Raw genomic sequence first — 15,041 nt, forward strand, 5'->3', positions numbered from 1 at the left:
TACGGCCACCACAGCCCCACCGCCCTCATCGCCATGATCTACCTCTGCGCCGGAGGCATCACCATCACACTCCCCACACAAACCTGAGGAGTCCCTCATTCAGCGCGCGTCCGCGAACGCCCGTTCCTGTCGGTGCCTTCCGCTATGTTCGGCACAGCCCGAAGCCCCTCGTGGTCTTCCCTCGACGGACTCGGCCACGGCGCACATCACGGAAGGTGACGACCATGCCCAAGCCCATTCCGGACAACTATCCGCGCGTGATCCCGCATCTGAGCGTCAACGGCGCAGCCGAGGCGATCACCTTCTACAGCGAGGTCTTCGGCGCCACGGAGCGCGGTGAACGCTTCACCACGCCGGACGGCAGCATCGCGCACGCGGAGCTGCAGGTCGGGGACGCGGTCATCATGCTGGCCGACGAGGACCCCGAGTTCGGCAACCGCGGTCCCCACGCGTTCGGCGGCACGCCGGTGACCATCATGCTCTACGTCGAGGATGTCGACGCGACGGTGCAGCGTGCCGTGCAGAACGGGGCCACGCTGGAGCAGCCGGTGACCGACGAGTTCTACGGTGATCGCGTCGGGCGGGTCACTGACCCCTTCGGGTACGCGTGGCACGTCGCTACCCATGTCGAGGACGTCTCGGACGAGGAGATGGCCCAGCGGGCCGCCGCGCTGTTCGGCAGCTGACCCCGGAGCACGGTTCGCGATGGGAGCTGAATGACGCTTTCGGTCTATCTGCGGGACCGAAAGCGTCATTCAGCTCATGCTCGTCGCGATGGAGCCAGGGTGACCGCGGTTCCTTCTATGGAGCCGAACGTGACATTCGGCTCCACTCCTGGGGCTACTTCAGCTCCGAGCTGCTCTTGCCGAGCAGCTTGCGTGCGACGATGAGTTGCTGGATCTGCTGGGTTCCCTCGAAGATGTCCAGGATCTTGCTGTCCCTGCTCCACTTCTCCAGCAGGCTCTGCTCGCTGTAGCCGAGGGTGCCGCACAGCTCGACGCAGCGCAGCGTGATGTCCACGACCGAGCGTCCGGCCTTGGCCTTGGACATGGACGCTTCCAGCGAGTTGGGCTCGCGGTTGTCGGCCATCCATGCCGCGCTCATCGTCATCAGGTGGGCAGCCTCGTAGTCGGATTCCAGCTGCAGGTAGGTGGCCGCGGCCGCGGGCTGGGCGTTGGCGGGCCGGTCGTAGTCGACCTCGATTCCCGCCTCGGAGAGCAGGCGAGCTGTCTCGTCGAGGGCGGCACGGGCCACGCCGACACCCATCGCCGCCACGAGCGGGCGGGTGTTGTCGAAGGTCTCCATGACCCCGGCGAAGCCCTTCTTGGTGTCGATCTCCGGGCTGCCGAGGAGGTTCTCCTTGGGCACGCGGCAGTTCTCGAGGCGGATGACCGCGGTGTCGGAGGCCTTGATGCCGAGCTTGTGCTCCAGGCGCTCCACCCGGATGCCCGGACGGGACTTCTCCACCACGAACGACTTGATCGCGGCACGGCCTTTGTTCTTGTCCAGAGTGGCCCACACGACGACCGAGTCGGCGCGTTCGCCGGCCGTGACGAAGATCTTCTCGCCGTTGAGCACGTACTCGTCGCCGTCGAGCTCCGCGGTGGTCGACACGGCTGCGGAGTCCGAGCCGAAGTGCGGCTCGGTGATGGCCATCGCCGCCCACGTTCCGGCGAAACGCTCGAGCTGCTCGGGGTCGGCGACCGAGGCGATGGCGGCGTTGCCGAGGCCCTGCCGGGGCATCGACAGCAGCAGCGCGACATCGCCCCAGCACATCTCGATGGTTCCGACGACGGTACGGAGGTTGGCGCCGTTGACGTTCTTCTTGCCGCCCTCGTCGTTGTCGTCCTTGCGGACGCCGGACGCTCCGGCACCGCCTTCACCGGAGGAGTTCAACCCGTCGATGAGCGAGGCGAGCATGTCCAGTTCCGAGGGGTAGCTGTGCTCGGCCCGGTCGTACTTGCGGGAGATGGGCCGGAAGACCTCGTTCGCCGCCTGGTAGGCCTGGTTGACCAGCGCCTCGGCCTTCTTCGGGATCTCAAGATTGATCATGAGTGTGTCTCCTGAAACTGACGTCGTGTGTGGGGCAGTGGGTCCTTGCCGGGTCTGCGGGCCGTGCAGGCCGCAGGTGCCCGTCTAGACCAGGACCGTGCCTTCCATCACGCCGATGGCGCGCAGGTCGCGGTACCAGCGCTCGACCGGGTGTTCCTTGGTGTAGCCGTGCCCGCCGAGGAGCTGGACGCCGGCGCTGCCGATGAACATGCCCTTGTCGGCGGCCAGCTTGCGCGCGAGTGCGACCTCGCGGGCGTAGGGCAGGCCCTGCTCGGCGCGTGCCGCGGCGCGCAGTGTCACCAGCCGGATGCTCTCCAGCTCGATGGCGATGTCGGAGACCTGGAATGCCACGCCTTGCCGGTGGCTGATCGGCTCACCGAACGCCACCCGCTCGTTGACGTACGGGATGACGTAGTCGAGCACGGCCTTGCCGGTGCCTGCTGCCAGGGCGCACCAGCCGAGCCGGGACAGCCGCACCACCTCGGTGAAGGCGTCCGGGTCCCCTCCCGCGATCAGTGAGCCCGCCGGGAGCGAGACGTTGTCCAGGTGCACGCTGGCCGTGGCGGCGCCACGCAACCCCATCGCGGGGTCGGGCTCGGTCGATACGCCCGCCGTGGAGGCCTCGACGAGGAACAGTGCGGGGCGGTGTCCGTTCTGGCCCTCGAGGTCGGCCGAGACCACGAACAGCTCCGCCTCGGCGGCACGGGGAACCAGTGCCTTGACGCCGTCCAGCTGGTAACCCTTCGGGGTGCGTTTGGCCCGGGTGCGGGGGCGCAGCGGGTCGAACAGCGGGGCGTGCTCGGCGAGCGCCAGGGCCGCGGCCGGTACGTTCTCGCCGGTGAACGCCGGGAGGTAGGTGGCCTGCTGGTCGGCGTCACCCCACTGCGCGAGCGTGGTGCTCACCGCGGACGGCGCGAGCGTGGCCACGGCAAGGCCCATGTCCCCGTGCGCGAGTGCCTCGGCGACCAGCACGTTGGTGACCACGTCCCGCTCGGTGCCGAAACCGCCGACGTCCTCGGGGATGCCCATCATCCCAATGCCCAGCTCGGCGGCGCGGGTGAGTAGCCCGTCCGGGGTCTGGCACTTGGCGTCGGCGTCCGGTGCGGCCGGGCGGAGCTGCTCGGCGGCGAAGTCGCGGACGGTGTCGACGATCATCTGCTGCTCGTCGGTGGGGTTGAGGTCGAACAACCCGCGCTCGCTCGCCGGGCCGAGCCTGGCGGGCTTGTCGAGTTTCCGGGTGGCCTGGAAGGTGCGGTTCGCCGCCCCGACAGCACGGAAGCCGTACTTGGTCGAGCCGTGCACGAGGTCCTCGAGCGGCTTGCGGAGACCGACCCTGTCGATCACCCGCGAGCTCGCGACCTTGTTCAGTGCGGCGAGACCGGCTCCCATCGCGTCGCGCTTCCTCGGCGGGTGCCCGCCTTGCTTGTTCTTCGGAGTGGGTACGGCGTCAGACACGGTCACTCTCCCATCGGCCGCGCACGGCCGTCGCGATAACCTACTCGTGAGTAAAGTAAACCCTTGGAGCTGGTTCGCGCCAGTGGGGTCGGTCACCTCATCGGGGCTAAAGCCCGAGCGCTGTCGCCATCAGGGTCTCGAGCTCGGCTCGAATGCCGGGTCTGGCCGTGATGCGCCGGGTCCGTAGCAGGTCGTTGGCGATGGTCAGCGCGATGTGCACGATGATCCTGCCTTCCTGGGTGTCGCGCTCCGGCTGGAGCGCACACAGCAGGCGTACCCACTCGCTGACGTAGTCACGCTGCACGCGCCGCAGCTCGGCGCGCTCGCCCTCGGACAGGGCGCTCATCTGCTGACCGACCCCCAGCAGGTCCGCATGCGCGAACATGGTCTCCACATAGCTGCTGATCAGGCCGCGCAGCGCTGCGGTCTCGTCGGTCGCGGTCTCGGAGACGCGCTGCCTGCCGCGTTCGAGGCGGTCGGTCACCCGCTGCGAGACGGCAAGGAACAGGGCAGCCTTGCTCGGGAAGTGCCGGTAGACGCTGGGCCCGCTGATACCGGCGGCGGCACCGATATCGTCCATGCTCACCTCGTGGAAGCCCCGTACCTGGAAGAGCCTGCCTGCCTCGGTGATCAGCTGCTCACGCCGCGAGGCGCGCAGCACCTGGGACTCGGTGACCTCGGCAGCGGTGTCGCGTGCCTGCGCGCCGGGCGCCGGAGGTGCGCTCTCCGGCAGCGTGCAGTGCAGCACCGCGCGGGCCCGCTCGGCGAGGACGCGTTCGAACCGGCGCTTGGCGATGCGGGTCGAGTGCATCGACGCGCTGCCGAACGTGCTCAGCGCCGCCCAGCACAGCAGCTCGGCATCGGCCTCGGCCAGCTCCGGGCGCACCGCGCGCAGCGCCCGTGTCCAGTTGTCGAGCAGCTCCCGGGAGCGGCGGCGCGTGGCGGCTCGATCGCTCTCGCGCATGTGCCTGCGTTGCGTTCGCCACAGCGCGGTGAGCTCGCGCCGCTCGACGGAGAGCTTCGCCATGGTCGCCAGCATGTCCTCGACCTGCTCGGCCGAGGGGTGGGGATCGGTCCCGATCGCCCTGTTGGTCGCCTCAGCCAGCTCGTCGACGCCGCTGAGCACCACGTGGGCGAGCATGTCCTGCTTGTCGGTGAAGTGCCGGTAGATCGCGGGCCCGGTCACGCCTGCCGCGGCCGCGATATCGGAGATGCCGACCTCGTGATAGCCGTGTGTCCGGAAGAGCTCGGCGGCCACCGCCGCGAGCTGGGCTTTCCGGTTGCGTGGCCGCGCTGCCGTCGTCCTGCTCATAGCCTGCTCGCGGCCTTGTCCACGGCGCGTGCCGGTCGCCTGGTTCCGGGCTGCTGATCGACCGTCATAGTGAACATACTCTAGCGCGAGTTGAATAGCTGACAACCCATTGACAACAGGGCGTTCAGGCGCATTATGTTAGTGAGTATTAGCGCCACGAGGCAGTAGTGCTAGCTAGCGGATGTCGCGTGCATCAGGAAGGACATGTTGGCGTGAGCAATGAGGCGTTCATTTACGAGGCGATTCGTACGCCTCGGGGTAAAGGCAAGAAGGGATCCCTGCACGGGATCAAACCGATCGATCTCACCATCGGGCTGATCGAGGAGATCAAGCGCCGCCATCCTGGTTTGGACCCCGCCGCGATCGACGACATCATCATGGGGATCGTCTCGCCGGTCGGTGACCAGGGCGGCGTGCTGCCGAGGGCCGCCGCGATAGCCTCGGGGCTGCCCGACTCGGTCGCGGGCGTGCAGCTCAACCGTTTCTGCGCCTCCGGGCTCGAGGCGGTCAACCAGGCCGCGCAGAAGGTGCTGGCCGGCTGGGACCGGCTGCTGCTGGCGGGTGGCGTCGAGTCGATGTCGCGGGTGCCGATGGGTACCGACGGCGGGGCGATGTTCCTCGACCCGGCCACGAACTACGACACCTACTTCGTGCCGCAGGGCATCGGCGCCGACCTGATCGCCACGCTGGAAGGCTTCTCCCGGGAGGACGTCGACGCCTTCGCCGCGCGTTCCCAGGAGCGGGCCGAGGCTGCCTGGTCCGGCGGGTACTTCGCCAAGTCCGTGGTCCCGGTCACCGACATCAACGGCGTCACGGTGCTCGATCACGACGAGCACCGCAGGCCGGGCACCACCGTCGAGGACCTCGGCAAGCTCAACCCGTCGTTCGCCGGTATCGGCGAGATGGGTGGCTTCGACGCGGTGGCGCTGCAGAAGTACCACAACGTTGAGAAGATCAACCACGTGCACACCGGCGGGAACTCGTCCGGCATCGTCGACGGTGCCTCGCTCGTGCTCCTCGGTGACGAGCAGGCAGGCAAGGACTTCGGCCTGACCCCGCGCGCCCGGGTCGCGGCAACGGCCGTGACCGGCTCGGACCCGACCATCATGCTGACCGGCCCGACCCCCGCCACCGAGAAGGTGCTCGCCAAGGCCGGTCTCGGCGTCGACGACATCGACCTGTTCGAGCTGAACGAGGCGTTCGCCTCGGTGGTGCTGAAGTACCAGAAGGACCTGAACATCCCGGACGAGAAGCTCAACGTCAACGGCGGCGCCATCGCCATGGGGCACCCGCTGGGGGCCACCGGGGCGATGATCCTCGGCACCATGGTCGACGAGCTGGAACGCCGTAACGCCCGCAGGGCGCTGGTGACGTTGTGCATCGGCGGCGGCATGGGCCTGGCCACCATCATCGAGCGGGTCTGACCGGGCAGCGCAAACGGCGAGGAGAGCGATGACTGAATCCAAGACCATCCGTTGGGAGCAGGACTCCGACGGCATCGTGGTGCTGACGCTTGACGATCCCAACCAGTCGGCGAACACGATGAACACCGACTACATCGATTCGATGCTGGCGATCGTGGACCGTCTCGAGCAGGAGAAGGACTCGATCACCGGCGTGGTGGTCACCTCCGCGAAGAAGACCTTCTTCGCCGGTGGTGACCTCAACGACCTGATCCAGGCTCAGCCCGAACACGCTGAGCAGATGACCAGGATGGCCGACGAGCGGGTCAAGGCTCCGCTGCGCAAGCTGGAGACGCTCGGCAAGCCGGTCGTCGCAGCCATCAACGGCGCGGCACTCGGCGGCGGGCTCGAGATCGCGCTTGCCTGCCACCACCGCATCGCGGCCGACGTCAAGGGCAGCCAGATCGGCCTGCCCGAGGTCACCCTCGGGCTGCTGCCCGGCGGTGGCGGCGTGACCCGTACCGTCCGGCTGCTGGGTATCCAGAACGCCGTGCTCAACGTGCTGGCCGAGGGGCAGCGGTACAAGCCGCGCAAGGCCCAGGAGGTCGGCATCGTCGACGAGGTCGTCGACTCGATCGACGAGCTGCTGCCCAAGGCCAAGGAATGGATCAAGGCCAACCCGGAAGGCGGGGTGCAGCCATGGGACAAGGACGGCTACAAGATCCCGGGCGGCACGCCGTCGAACCCGAGCTTCGCCGCGAACCTGCCCGCGTTCCCCGCGAACCTGCGCAAGCAGCTCAAGGGCGCGCCGATGCCCGCCCCGCGGGCGATCCTGGCCGCCGCGGTGGAGGGCTCGCAGGTCGACTTCGACACTGCCTCGAAGATCGAGTCGCGGTACCTGGTGCACCTGGCCACCGGGCAGGTGTCGAAGAATATGATCCAGGCGTTCTTCTTCGACCTGGAGACCATCAACAACGGCGGCAGCCGCCCGTCCGGCTACGACAAGCACACCGTGCGTAAGGTGGGTGTGCCCGGCGCGGGCATGATGGGCGCGGGTATCGCCTACGTCTCGGCCAAGGCCGGCATGGAGGTCGTGCTCAAGGACGTCAGCGTCGACAATGCCGAGAAGGGCAAGGACTACTCCCGCAAGCTGGAGGAGAAGGCGCTCTCCCGGGGCAAGACGACCCAGGAGAAGTCGGACGCCCTGCTCGACCGCATCACCACCACGGGCTCGCCGGAGGATCTCGACGGCGTCGACTTCGTGATCGAGGCGGTCTTCGAGAGCACCGACCTCAAGCACAAGGTCTTCCAGGAGATCGAGGACGTCGTCAACGAGGACGCGGTGCTCGGCTCGAACACCTCCACGCTGCCGATCACGGGCCTGGCCCAGGGGGTGAAGCGGCAGGAGGACTTCATCGGCATCCACTTCTTCTCGCCGGTGGACAAGATGCCGCTCGTGGAGATCATCTGCGGGGAGAAGACCTCGGACGCCACGCTGGCCAAGGTCTTCGACTACACCCTGGCGATCAACAAGACGCCGATCGTGGTCAACGACAGCCGCGGGTTCTTCACCAGCCGCGTCATCGGGACCTTCATCAACGAGGCCATCGCCGCGGTCGGTGAGGGTGTCGAGCCCGCGAGCATCGAGCAGGCGGGTTCGCAGGCCGGCTTCCCCGCGCCTCCGCTGCAGCTGTCCGACGAGCTCACCCTGACGCTGATGCAGAAGATCCGCAACGAGACCAGGGCCGGGGTCGAGGCGGCAGGCGGTACGTGGACACCGCACGGCGCCGACTTCGTCGTGGACCGGATGGTCGACGAGTTCGACCGGCCCAGCAAGGCGGCAGGCGCCGGGTTCTACGAGTACGACGAGGACGGCAAGCGGTTCGGGCTGTGGCCGGGCCTGCGCGACGCGTTCAAGACCGACTCCGACGAGGTCCCGTTCGTCGACCTCCAGGAGCGGATGCTGTTCGTGCAGGCCATCGAGACGGTCCGCTGCTTCGACGAGGGCGTGCTGAACTCGGTGGAGGATGCCAACATCGGCTCCATCTTCGGCATCGGCTTCCCGCCGTGGACCGGTGGTGTCGTGCAGTACATCAAGCAGTACCCTGGTGGGCTGCCCGGCTTCGTCGAGCGGGCTCGCGAGCTCGCAGCGAGGTACGGTTCCCAGTTCGAGCCTCCGCAGTCTCTTGTGGACAAGGCGAACAAGGGCGGAACCTTCGAGTAGACGGGAAAGCCTCCCCCAGCAGCGTGGCCCCGCGGGATCGATCCCGCGGGGCCACGCTCATGCGTGCGAGCTCAGCAGGAGTCGCGTGGCTGCACGCCTGCGAACCTGCGGTCCAGCCATTCCAGCGCCATCGGCCCGCCGACGGCGACGCCACCGATGTGCTCGGCGAGGGGGATCGCCGCCCACTGCACGCCGGCCCCCAGCTCGCAGTAGCGGTCCCGCAGCTGCCTGCCGACCGAGTACGGGATCAGCTCGTCGAGCGTTCCGTGGTACAGCAGTAACGGGGCCTGAGGAGCGTGCTGTCCCGCCCTGTTCTCGGCCAGCCGTTCCTGCCAGGCCGGGTCGTTCAGGGGATCGTCCATAGTGGTGTAGTCGGTCAGCGCGCCGAACGGCGCTGCGGAGCCGAGCTCGGCGGTGCAGGACTGCTCGATGCGCTGGACCGTCCGCTCACCCCGGTCGTTGAGGATGTCCTCGAACGGCACGTCCTGGTAGGCATTCGCCAGCCCCAGGGCCGCGCCGAGCACCAGCCCGAACGCGGGGCCGCGCTCGTTGAACTCCGCGACCTCGACGAGATCGGCGGGAACGCCACCGGGCGCGGCGCCGACGAGGTCGAGCTCGGGGGCATAGCGCGGGTGCAGCTCCGCGGCGAACGCGGCAGCCTGACCGCCCTGCGAGTAACCGGCGATCCCCACCGGCCCGCCGGCGGAGAGCCCGGCCCCGTCGGCGCGCTGCGCCGCGCGGGCGGCGTCGAGCACGGCCGGACCTTCCGCCCGGCCGGTGGCGTAGGTGTGTGTGCCGGGTGTGCCGAGGCCCTCGTAGTCGGTGACGACGACGGCCCATCCCTTGGACAGCGCCTGCGCCAGCAGAGCGACCTCCTGCTCGGTGCCGGTGCGCAGCGCGTACGAGGGAGCGCAGTGGTCACCGATGCCGTGCGTGCCGACCGCGTAGCTCAGCAGCGGGCGGTCGCCGTCTCCCGACCATCCGGACCCGGGCAGGAGCAGGGTCGCCGACACGGCATTGTCCTCCCCGGTGGCCGAGGTGGATCGGTAGAGCAGCTGCCAGGCCCGCACCGGAACGTCGAGCACGCCGAACGGTTCGGCCCGCACGTCGACCTCGCGCTGCCGCAGCACCTCGCCCGGCTCGCCGTCCGGCAGCGGTTCCGGCGGGGTGTAGAAGGGATCCTCGGAGGGCGGTGGGGGCTCCTCCGCGTTCGCGGCCGCCCCTGTCGCGGGTGCGACAAGCCCGAGTAGCAGACCCAGCAGCAGGCCGAGCGCGGTGATCGCCGCCGTCGGCTTCCGGTGCTGGAGCCGTCGCCGACGGCGGGGTCCGTGGCGTAGTTCCGATCGCATGGGCGGCCCGACCTTTCCGGTAGAGTGGTAACAACAATTTTCAAAATATAGGACGGGCTCCGCATATCTGGCAATAGCCATTACCAAACGCTCGTCTGCGAGCGGTACCGGTGGGCGCGTTCCCGGGCAGTACGGCGCGGTCGCGGCTACCGGAACCTGCCCTGGGATCCGGACCAGGGTCCGAAGGCAGCACGGCGGTGCCGAGGCGAAGGAGGGAACGTGACCGAGCGCGCGGCCACGGGTGCTCGCCCGTACCGGGGCAAGGACATCGACCAGCGGCGGGCCGAGCGGCGCGCGAGGCTACTGGATGCGGCGCTGGAGCTGTTCACCTCGACCGGGTACCAGCACGCCGGGATCGCGCGGATCTGCACGCTCGCGGGCGTGTCCACGCGCAATTTCTACGAGGAGTTCTCCGGCAAGGAAGCCGTGCTGTGCGAGCTGCACGAGCGCATCAACGCCGTGGCGATGGAGCGCGTCACCGCAGTGCTGGACGAGGCACGCGAACTGGAGCCCGCCGGGCGGATCCGCATCCTGCTGGACGCGTTCCTTTCCGGTATCACCGCCGACCCTCGGGTCCCCAGGCTCGCCTACGTGGAGGCCGTCGGGGTGAGCCCGGCCCTGGAACGGCAACACCGGCGCTGGGTGGAGCAGTGGGCGAGCTACATCGCGTCCGAGGCCGAACGGGTCGCCGCGTACGGTCAGGCGCCGTCCCGCGACTACCGGCTGACCGCGCTCGGACTGGTGGGTGCGATCACCGAGCTGCTGCGCGCCTGGCAGGCCGGGAGCTCGAGCTGCTCCGTCAGCGAGATCGCCGAGGAGATCCGGGAGCTGATGCTCGATGCGATCATCCGCCGCCCCGCCCAGTAGCGTCCCCGCGCAGGCCGAGGAGCATCGCGCGTATCACGGCAGAGCACTCGTCGCGCATCCGGCGCTTGTCCTCCTCGCCGGTCTCGGCCAGCCGCAGCCCGGCCGCGCCGAGCAGCTGGAAGCAGAACCACACCGTGGTGTTGATGTCGCTCGGCCGCAGGTAACCGGCGCCGGTCAGGGAATGCACGAACTGCTCGACGAGACCGTAGGCGTACTCCTTCTCGCACTCCTTCCATCTGGTCAAGCCGAGAGCCGAGGGGCCTTCCTTCCAGACCAGCCTGCCGTAGGTCGGGTCGCAGCACCGGTCGAGGAACGACTCGAGGCCGGCCAGCGCCGCATCCCACGGGTCGGCGACCTCGGCGGTCTCGGCGGCGATGCGCTCGATGAGCTCGAGTTCCTGGGCCCCGAGAACGGCCTCGAACAGCGCCTGCTTGCCGGAGAAGTGGTGGTACACCGCGCCGCGAGTGACCTGGGCGTCCGCGGCGACGTCCGCCAGCGCCGTCCCCGCGTAGCCGCGCTCGGCGAACAACCTCGTCGCCACGTCCAGCACCGCGGCCCTGGTGGCGTCCGCGTACATCTCCCGGCGGCTCTTGACATGCGACATACGCTAAGTCTAACGACATACACGGTGTATGTGAGAAACATAGGGTAGGTGAGCCTGATGTCAGGGTGGAGTCAGGTACGTCGGCGGTACCAGCTCGTCTATGCGGTGGCCGAGGACATCACGCGGCACGGAGCGCGGGCGCTGGACGGGTGGCTGGCCGAGATCGACGCGGAGTTCGGCGATCTCGGCGCGTTCCTCAAGGATGTCCAGCGCCGGTGGCACACCGCCGTCGACGCGCATCTCGACGGGGTGCTGGAACGTCAGCCGCAGGAGATGGCGGCAGCGGTCGCCGCGGCGTTCGCTGCCGCCGACAGGGCGAACGCCTCGCTGGTCAGGTTGCTCGACGCCGCGGACGGGCATCCGGCGCTGGAGGCTGGGCGGCAGCGGCACCGCTCCGAGGTGCTGACCGCCACCGGAGTGGACCCGGCTGCCCTGCCCGGCGCCGCGGAGGAGCCGACCGGGCGGGGCGATGACCGGTGCCCGATCCGGCGAACGCGGCGCGTGCTGCGCGGGGCCCGGCGAGCCGGTGACTCCGGGGACAGCGGGGGCCGTTCCCGCCAGATGTCCGGCAGGTCGGCATGAACGGCCAGGCCCATGCGTCTCACCCGACGGACGAACCCCTGTTCAACCCGTTCGCGGAGGGCTTCACCGACGACCCGTACCCGCACTACGCCGTGCTGCGCGAGCGCGCCCCGGTGTACGAGCACCCGCTCGGGTTCTGGGTGCTGTCCCGCCACGAGGAGGTGTCCGAGCTGCTGCGCTCGGGCAACTCGGTGGAGGAGCACAACGCGGCGCCAGGGCCGATGCGTGACGTGATCGCCGGAAGCTACGGTGATCGCGCACCCCGCATGAACGGTATGTCCATCCTGGACCTGGATCCTCCCGCGCATACGCGGTTGCGGAGGCTGGTCGCGAAGGCGTTCACACCGCGTGCGATCGAGGCGTTGCGGCCCCGGATCCGCGAGCTCGTCGACGAGCTGATGGAGCCGGTCATCGGGGCAGGCGAGGTCGACCTGGTCCGGACGGTCGCGTTCCCGCTCCCGTTCGCGGTGATCTCCGAGATGATGGGTATGCCCAGGGTCGATGTCGCCAGGCTGCGCGACCTCACCGGTACGCTGGTGCGCTCCCTCGAGCCGGTCGCCGACCCGGAGATGCTCGAGGCGATCGTCGCCGCCGACGACGAGGTGATGCGGATGATCGCCGACATCATCGCGTGGAAGCGGCGCAACAGGGGAGACGACCTGCTGACCGCGCTGATCGACGCGGAGGAGGACGGGGACAGCCTCAGCGATGACGAGCTGGTGGCTCAGGTCGCGCTGCTGTTCATCGCCGGGCACGAGACCACCGTCAACCTGATCGGGGGAGGGGCGCTGGCCCTGCTGCGCCATCCCGGCCAGCTCGCGCGGCTGCGCGCCGAGCCGGACCTGCTGCCCACCGCCGTGGAGGAGCTGTTGCGGTACGACAGCCCCGTGCAGTCGAGCAGGCGGATCACGGTGCGGCCGCACCGGGCTGCTGGGGTGGAGATCCCGGAAGGGGCATTCGTGATGGCCGCACTCGCCTCGGCGAACCGGGACGAGCGGCAGTGGGGCGAGGATGCCGACCGGGTGCGCCTGGACCGTCCGAACCCGCACCGGCACGTGTCCTTCGGTGCGGGCGTGCATCACTGCCTCGGCGCCTCGCTCGCCAGGGTGGAGGCGCAGATCGCCCTGGAGAAGCTGGTCACGAGGACCGGCGATCTCGCCCTCACCGGCGAGGTCGAGTGGAACGGCCGCATCAACCTCCGCGGCCCGGCCCACCTCCCCGTCGCCGTACGCTGAATGACGCTTTCAGTCCACGAGACGGACTGAAAGCGTCATTCAACCTTCCATATGGACTGAAAGCGTCATTCAGCATTCCGGTTGGCGGCGGGTCACACCGCCGCTGCGATGGCGCGCCCTGCCTGCCGACCGGAGAACAGGCACCCGCCGAGGAAGGTGCCCTCGAGGGCGCGGTAACCGTGCACCCCGCCGCCACCGAAACCGGCGGCCTCACCGGCTGCGTAGAGACCGGGTAACGGCTGCCCGTCGGTTCCGAGTACCCGCCCGGACAGGTCGGTCTCCAGCCCGCCGAGGGTCTTGCGGCTGATCACGCTCAGCCGTACCGCGATCAGCGGTCCGGCCTTGGGGTCGAGGAGGCGGTGCGGGGCGGCCACGCGCACGAGCTTGTCACCGAGGTAGCGGCGCGCCCCGTGAATGACGGTCACCTGCATGTCCTTTGTGTACGGGTTGGCCATCTCCCTGTCGCGCGCCACGATCTCGGCCTCGACGTGCTCGGCGTCGAGCAGCTTCTCGCCCGTGCGGTCGTTCATACCCGCGACCAGCTCACCCACGGTGTCGGCGACCACGAAGTCGGCTCCCTTGCGGGTGAAGGCCTCGACGGGACCCGGCGGGCCGGGCCGGGCGCGCCGGAGCGTGTCGCGGACGCTCTTGCCGGTGATGTCGGGGTTCTGCTCCGAACCGGACAGCGCGAACTCGCGTTCGATGATCTTGTGGGTGAGCACGAACCACGAGTGGTCGTAGCCCGTACCGCGCAGGTGAGCCAGCGTGCCAAGGGTGTCGAACCCGGGGTAGAGGGGTACGGGCAGCCGGTTGCCGCGCGCGTCGAGCCACAGCGAGGAGGGACCCGGCAGGATGCGTATGCCGTGTCGCGGCCAGATCGGGTCGTAGTTGTCGATTCCCTCGACGTAGTGCCACATGCGGTCCGAGTTGATCAGCCGTGCTCCCGCCTGCTCGCTGATACCCAGCATCCGCCCGTCGACGTGCGCGGGCACCCCGGAGAGCATGTGCTCGGGCGGGTCTCCCATCCGGGACGGCCAGTTCTTCCGGATCAGGTCCTGGTTGCCGCCGATGCCGCCGGAGGCGACGAGCACGGCCTGCGCGCGCAGGGTGAACTCGCCGGTCTCCGTGCGCGAGCTCGCCTCGCCTCGCGCGACGTCGCTCGCTTCGAGAACGGCCCCGCGCACGCCGTCAACGGCGCCGCCTGTTGTGGTCAGCGCGTCGACCCGGTGGCGGAACCTGAGCTCGATCCGGCCCCGGGCGGCGGCGTCGCGCACTCGCTGGACGAACGGTGCCAGCACGCCGGGGCCGGTGCCCCAGGTGATGTGGAAGCGCGGGACCGAGTTGCCGGGGCCGGTCGCGCCGTACCCGCCCCGCTCGGCCCACCCGACGACGGGGAAGAAACGCAAGCCGAGACCGTGCAGCCACGATCGTTTCTCGCCTGCGGCGAAGTCCACGTACGCTCGCGCCCACTCGCGCGGCCAGTGGTCGTCCGCACGGTCGAAGCCTGCCGTGCCGAGCCAGTCCTGCCAGGCGAGCTCGGCCGAGTCACGCACCCGCATGCGCCGCTGTTCCGGGCTGTCGACGAGGAACAGACCGCCGAGTGACCAGTGCGCCTGGCCGCCGAACGACGCCTCCGGCTCCTGCTCGACGATGATCACCCGTTTGCCTGCCTGCGCCGCGGCGTCCGCGGCCACCAGCCCGGCAAGGCCGGCACCGATCACGATCACGTCTGCGTCCATGCGGCACTCCGATCCGGGTGGCGATCAGCGCTGTCCGGTAGGACGGTATCGCGCCGGTCAGCCGCACGGGAGACCAGTGCACGAACCGTGCAGCACGCCGCCGGCCTGCTGCGGGGTGTGCTGAATGACGCTTTCAGTCCGTCACGTGGACTGAAAGCGTCATTCAGCCTCGACGGGGTTGCGCGGGGCCGGCGCGGCGAAGGGGATCAACAGACATGA

General features: G+C 69.2%; 12 protein-coding genes. 6 read left to right on the plus strand and 6 right to left on the minus strand.

Translation table 11 applies throughout. The annotated features are described in order from the left end of the window. Positions 1-224 precede the first annotated feature (224 nt). The gene (locus CHB84_RS16845; RefSeq protein ID WP_089302600.1) at positions 225-686 is read left to right on the plus strand and encodes a VOC family protein; all 462 of its coding nucleotides are present in this window, start codon (positions 225-227) and stop codon (positions 684-686) included. A gap of 154 nt (positions 687-840) precedes the next feature. On the opposite strand, the gene CHB84_RS16850 is transcribed toward CHB84_RS16845, so the two are convergent. From CHB84_RS16850 to CHB84_RS16860, 3 genes are all read right to left on the minus strand, one after another. Beyond that, positions 841-2,052, minus strand: a complete 1,212-nt coding sequence (locus CHB84_RS16850; protein WP_089302601.1) for an acyl-CoA dehydrogenase family protein — start codon at positions 2,050-2,052, stop codon at positions 841-843. Positions 2,053-2,136: 84 nt separating this feature from the next. Continuing rightward, positions 2,137-3,441, minus strand: a complete 1,305-nt coding sequence (locus CHB84_RS16855) for an acyl-CoA dehydrogenase family protein (RefSeq protein WP_089302602.1) — start codon at positions 3,439-3,441, stop codon at positions 2,137-2,139. Between the two features lie 172 nt (positions 3,442-3,613). Continuing rightward, the gene (locus tag CHB84_RS16860; protein ID WP_089302603.1) at positions 3,614-4,819 is read right to left on the minus strand and encodes a TetR/AcrR family transcriptional regulator; all 1,206 of its coding nucleotides are present in this window, start codon (positions 4,817-4,819) and stop codon (positions 3,614-3,616) included. A gap of 212 nt (positions 4,820-5,031) precedes the next feature. Between CHB84_RS16860 and CHB84_RS16865 the strand changes: the two genes are divergently transcribed. Beyond that, positions 5,032-6,243, plus strand: a complete 1,212-nt coding sequence (locus CHB84_RS16865) for an acetyl-CoA C-acetyltransferase (RefSeq protein ID WP_089302604.1) — start codon at positions 5,032-5,034, stop codon at positions 6,241-6,243. A gap of 28 nt (positions 6,244-6,271) precedes the next feature. Next, a complete protein-coding gene (locus CHB84_RS16870) occupies positions 6,272-8,446 on the plus strand; it encodes a 3-hydroxyacyl-CoA dehydrogenase NAD-binding domain-containing protein (protein WP_089302605.1) in 2,175 nt (724 codons plus the stop codon). Between the two features lie 71 nt (positions 8,447-8,517). On the opposite strand, the gene CHB84_RS16875 is transcribed toward CHB84_RS16870, so the two are convergent. Then, positions 8,518-9,795 carry a lipase family protein gene (locus CHB84_RS16875; RefSeq protein ID WP_089302606.1) on the minus strand — a complete coding sequence of 426 codons (1,278 nt, stop codon included), beginning with the start codon at positions 9,793-9,795 and terminating at the stop codon, positions 8,518-8,520. 219 nt (positions 9,796-10,014) lie between these two features. Between CHB84_RS16875 and CHB84_RS16880 the strand changes: the two genes are divergently transcribed. Continuing rightward, complete coding sequence (locus tag CHB84_RS16880) at positions 10,015-10,662, plus strand: TetR/AcrR family transcriptional regulator (RefSeq protein ID WP_245818797.1); 648 nt, start codon at positions 10,015-10,017, stop codon at positions 10,660-10,662. Here CHB84_RS16880 and CHB84_RS16885 read toward each other — a convergent pair. Continuing rightward, a complete protein-coding gene (locus tag CHB84_RS16885) occupies positions 10,640-11,266 on the minus strand; it encodes a TetR/AcrR family transcriptional regulator (protein ID WP_089302607.1) in 627 nt (208 codons plus the stop codon). The genes CHB84_RS16880 and CHB84_RS16885 overlap by 23 nt on opposite strands. A gap of 57 nt (positions 11,267-11,323) precedes the next feature. Here CHB84_RS16885 and CHB84_RS16890 point away from each other — a divergent pair, with 57 nt between their 5' ends. Together CHB84_RS16890 and CHB84_RS16895 are read left to right on the plus strand one after the other, a co-directional pair. Further along, positions 11,324-11,848 (plus strand): hypothetical protein, encoded by a 525-nt coding sequence (locus tag CHB84_RS16890; protein ID WP_089302608.1) that lies wholly within the window; start codon positions 11,324-11,326, stop codon positions 11,846-11,848. Further along, the gene (locus tag CHB84_RS16895; protein ID WP_089302609.1) at positions 11,845-13,083 is read left to right on the plus strand and encodes a cytochrome P450; all 1,239 of its coding nucleotides are present in this window, start codon (positions 11,845-11,847) and stop codon (positions 13,081-13,083) included. Before CHB84_RS16890 ends, CHB84_RS16895 begins: the two co-directional genes overlap by 4 nt. Before the next feature lie 92 nt (positions 13,084-13,175). Here CHB84_RS16895 and CHB84_RS16900 read toward each other — a convergent pair whose 3' ends face one another. After that, a complete protein-coding gene (locus CHB84_RS16900; RefSeq protein ID WP_089302610.1) occupies positions 13,176-14,822 on the minus strand; it encodes an FAD-binding dehydrogenase in 1,647 nt (548 codons plus the stop codon). Between the last annotated feature and the right edge of the window lie 219 nt (positions 14,823-15,041).

Origin of the sequence: Haloechinothrix alba, assembly GCF_900188115.1 — a bacterium.
Classification (GTDB): Bacteria; Actinomycetota; Actinomycetes; order Mycobacteriales; family Pseudonocardiaceae; genus Haloechinothrix; species Haloechinothrix alba.

What these genes read in the sequence shown, in the direction of transcription:
- CHB84_RS16845 (WP_089302600.1), top strand. Translation starts at nt 225, where the DNA reads ATGCCCAAGCCCATTCCGGACAACTATCCGCGCGTGATCCCGCATCTG.
- CHB84_RS16850 (WP_089302601.1), bottom strand. Translation starts at nt 2,052, where the DNA reads ATGATCAATCTTGAGATCCCGAAGAAGGCCGAGGCGCTGGTCAACCAG.
- CHB84_RS16855 (WP_089302602.1), bottom strand. Translation starts at nt 3,441, where the DNA reads ATGGGAGCCGGTCTCGCCGCACTGAACAAGGTCGCGAGCTCGCGGGTG.
- CHB84_RS16860 (WP_089302603.1), bottom strand. Translation starts at nt 4,819, where the DNA reads ATGAGCAGGACGACGGCAGCGCGGCCACGCAACCGGAAAGCCCAGCTC.
- CHB84_RS16870 (WP_089302605.1), top strand. Translation starts at nt 6,272, where the DNA reads ATGACTGAATCCAAGACCATCCGTTGGGAGCAGGACTCCGACGGCATC.
- CHB84_RS16875 (WP_089302606.1), bottom strand. Translation starts at nt 9,795, where the DNA reads ATGCGATCGGAACTACGCCACGGACCCCGCCGTCGGCGACGGCTCCAG.
- CHB84_RS16885 (WP_089302607.1), bottom strand. Translation starts at nt 11,266, where the DNA reads ATGTCGCATGTCAAGAGCCGCCGGGAGATGTACGCGGACGCCACCAGG.
- CHB84_RS16890 (WP_089302608.1), top strand. Translation starts at nt 11,324, where the DNA reads ATGTCAGGGTGGAGTCAGGTACGTCGGCGGTACCAGCTCGTCTATGCG.
- CHB84_RS16895 (WP_089302609.1), top strand. Translation starts at nt 11,845, where the DNA reads ATGAACGGCCAGGCCCATGCGTCTCACCCGACGGACGAACCCCTGTTC.
- CHB84_RS16900 (WP_089302610.1), bottom strand. Translation starts at nt 14,822, where the DNA reads ATGGACGCAGACGTGATCGTGATCGGTGCCGGCCTTGCCGGGCTGGTG.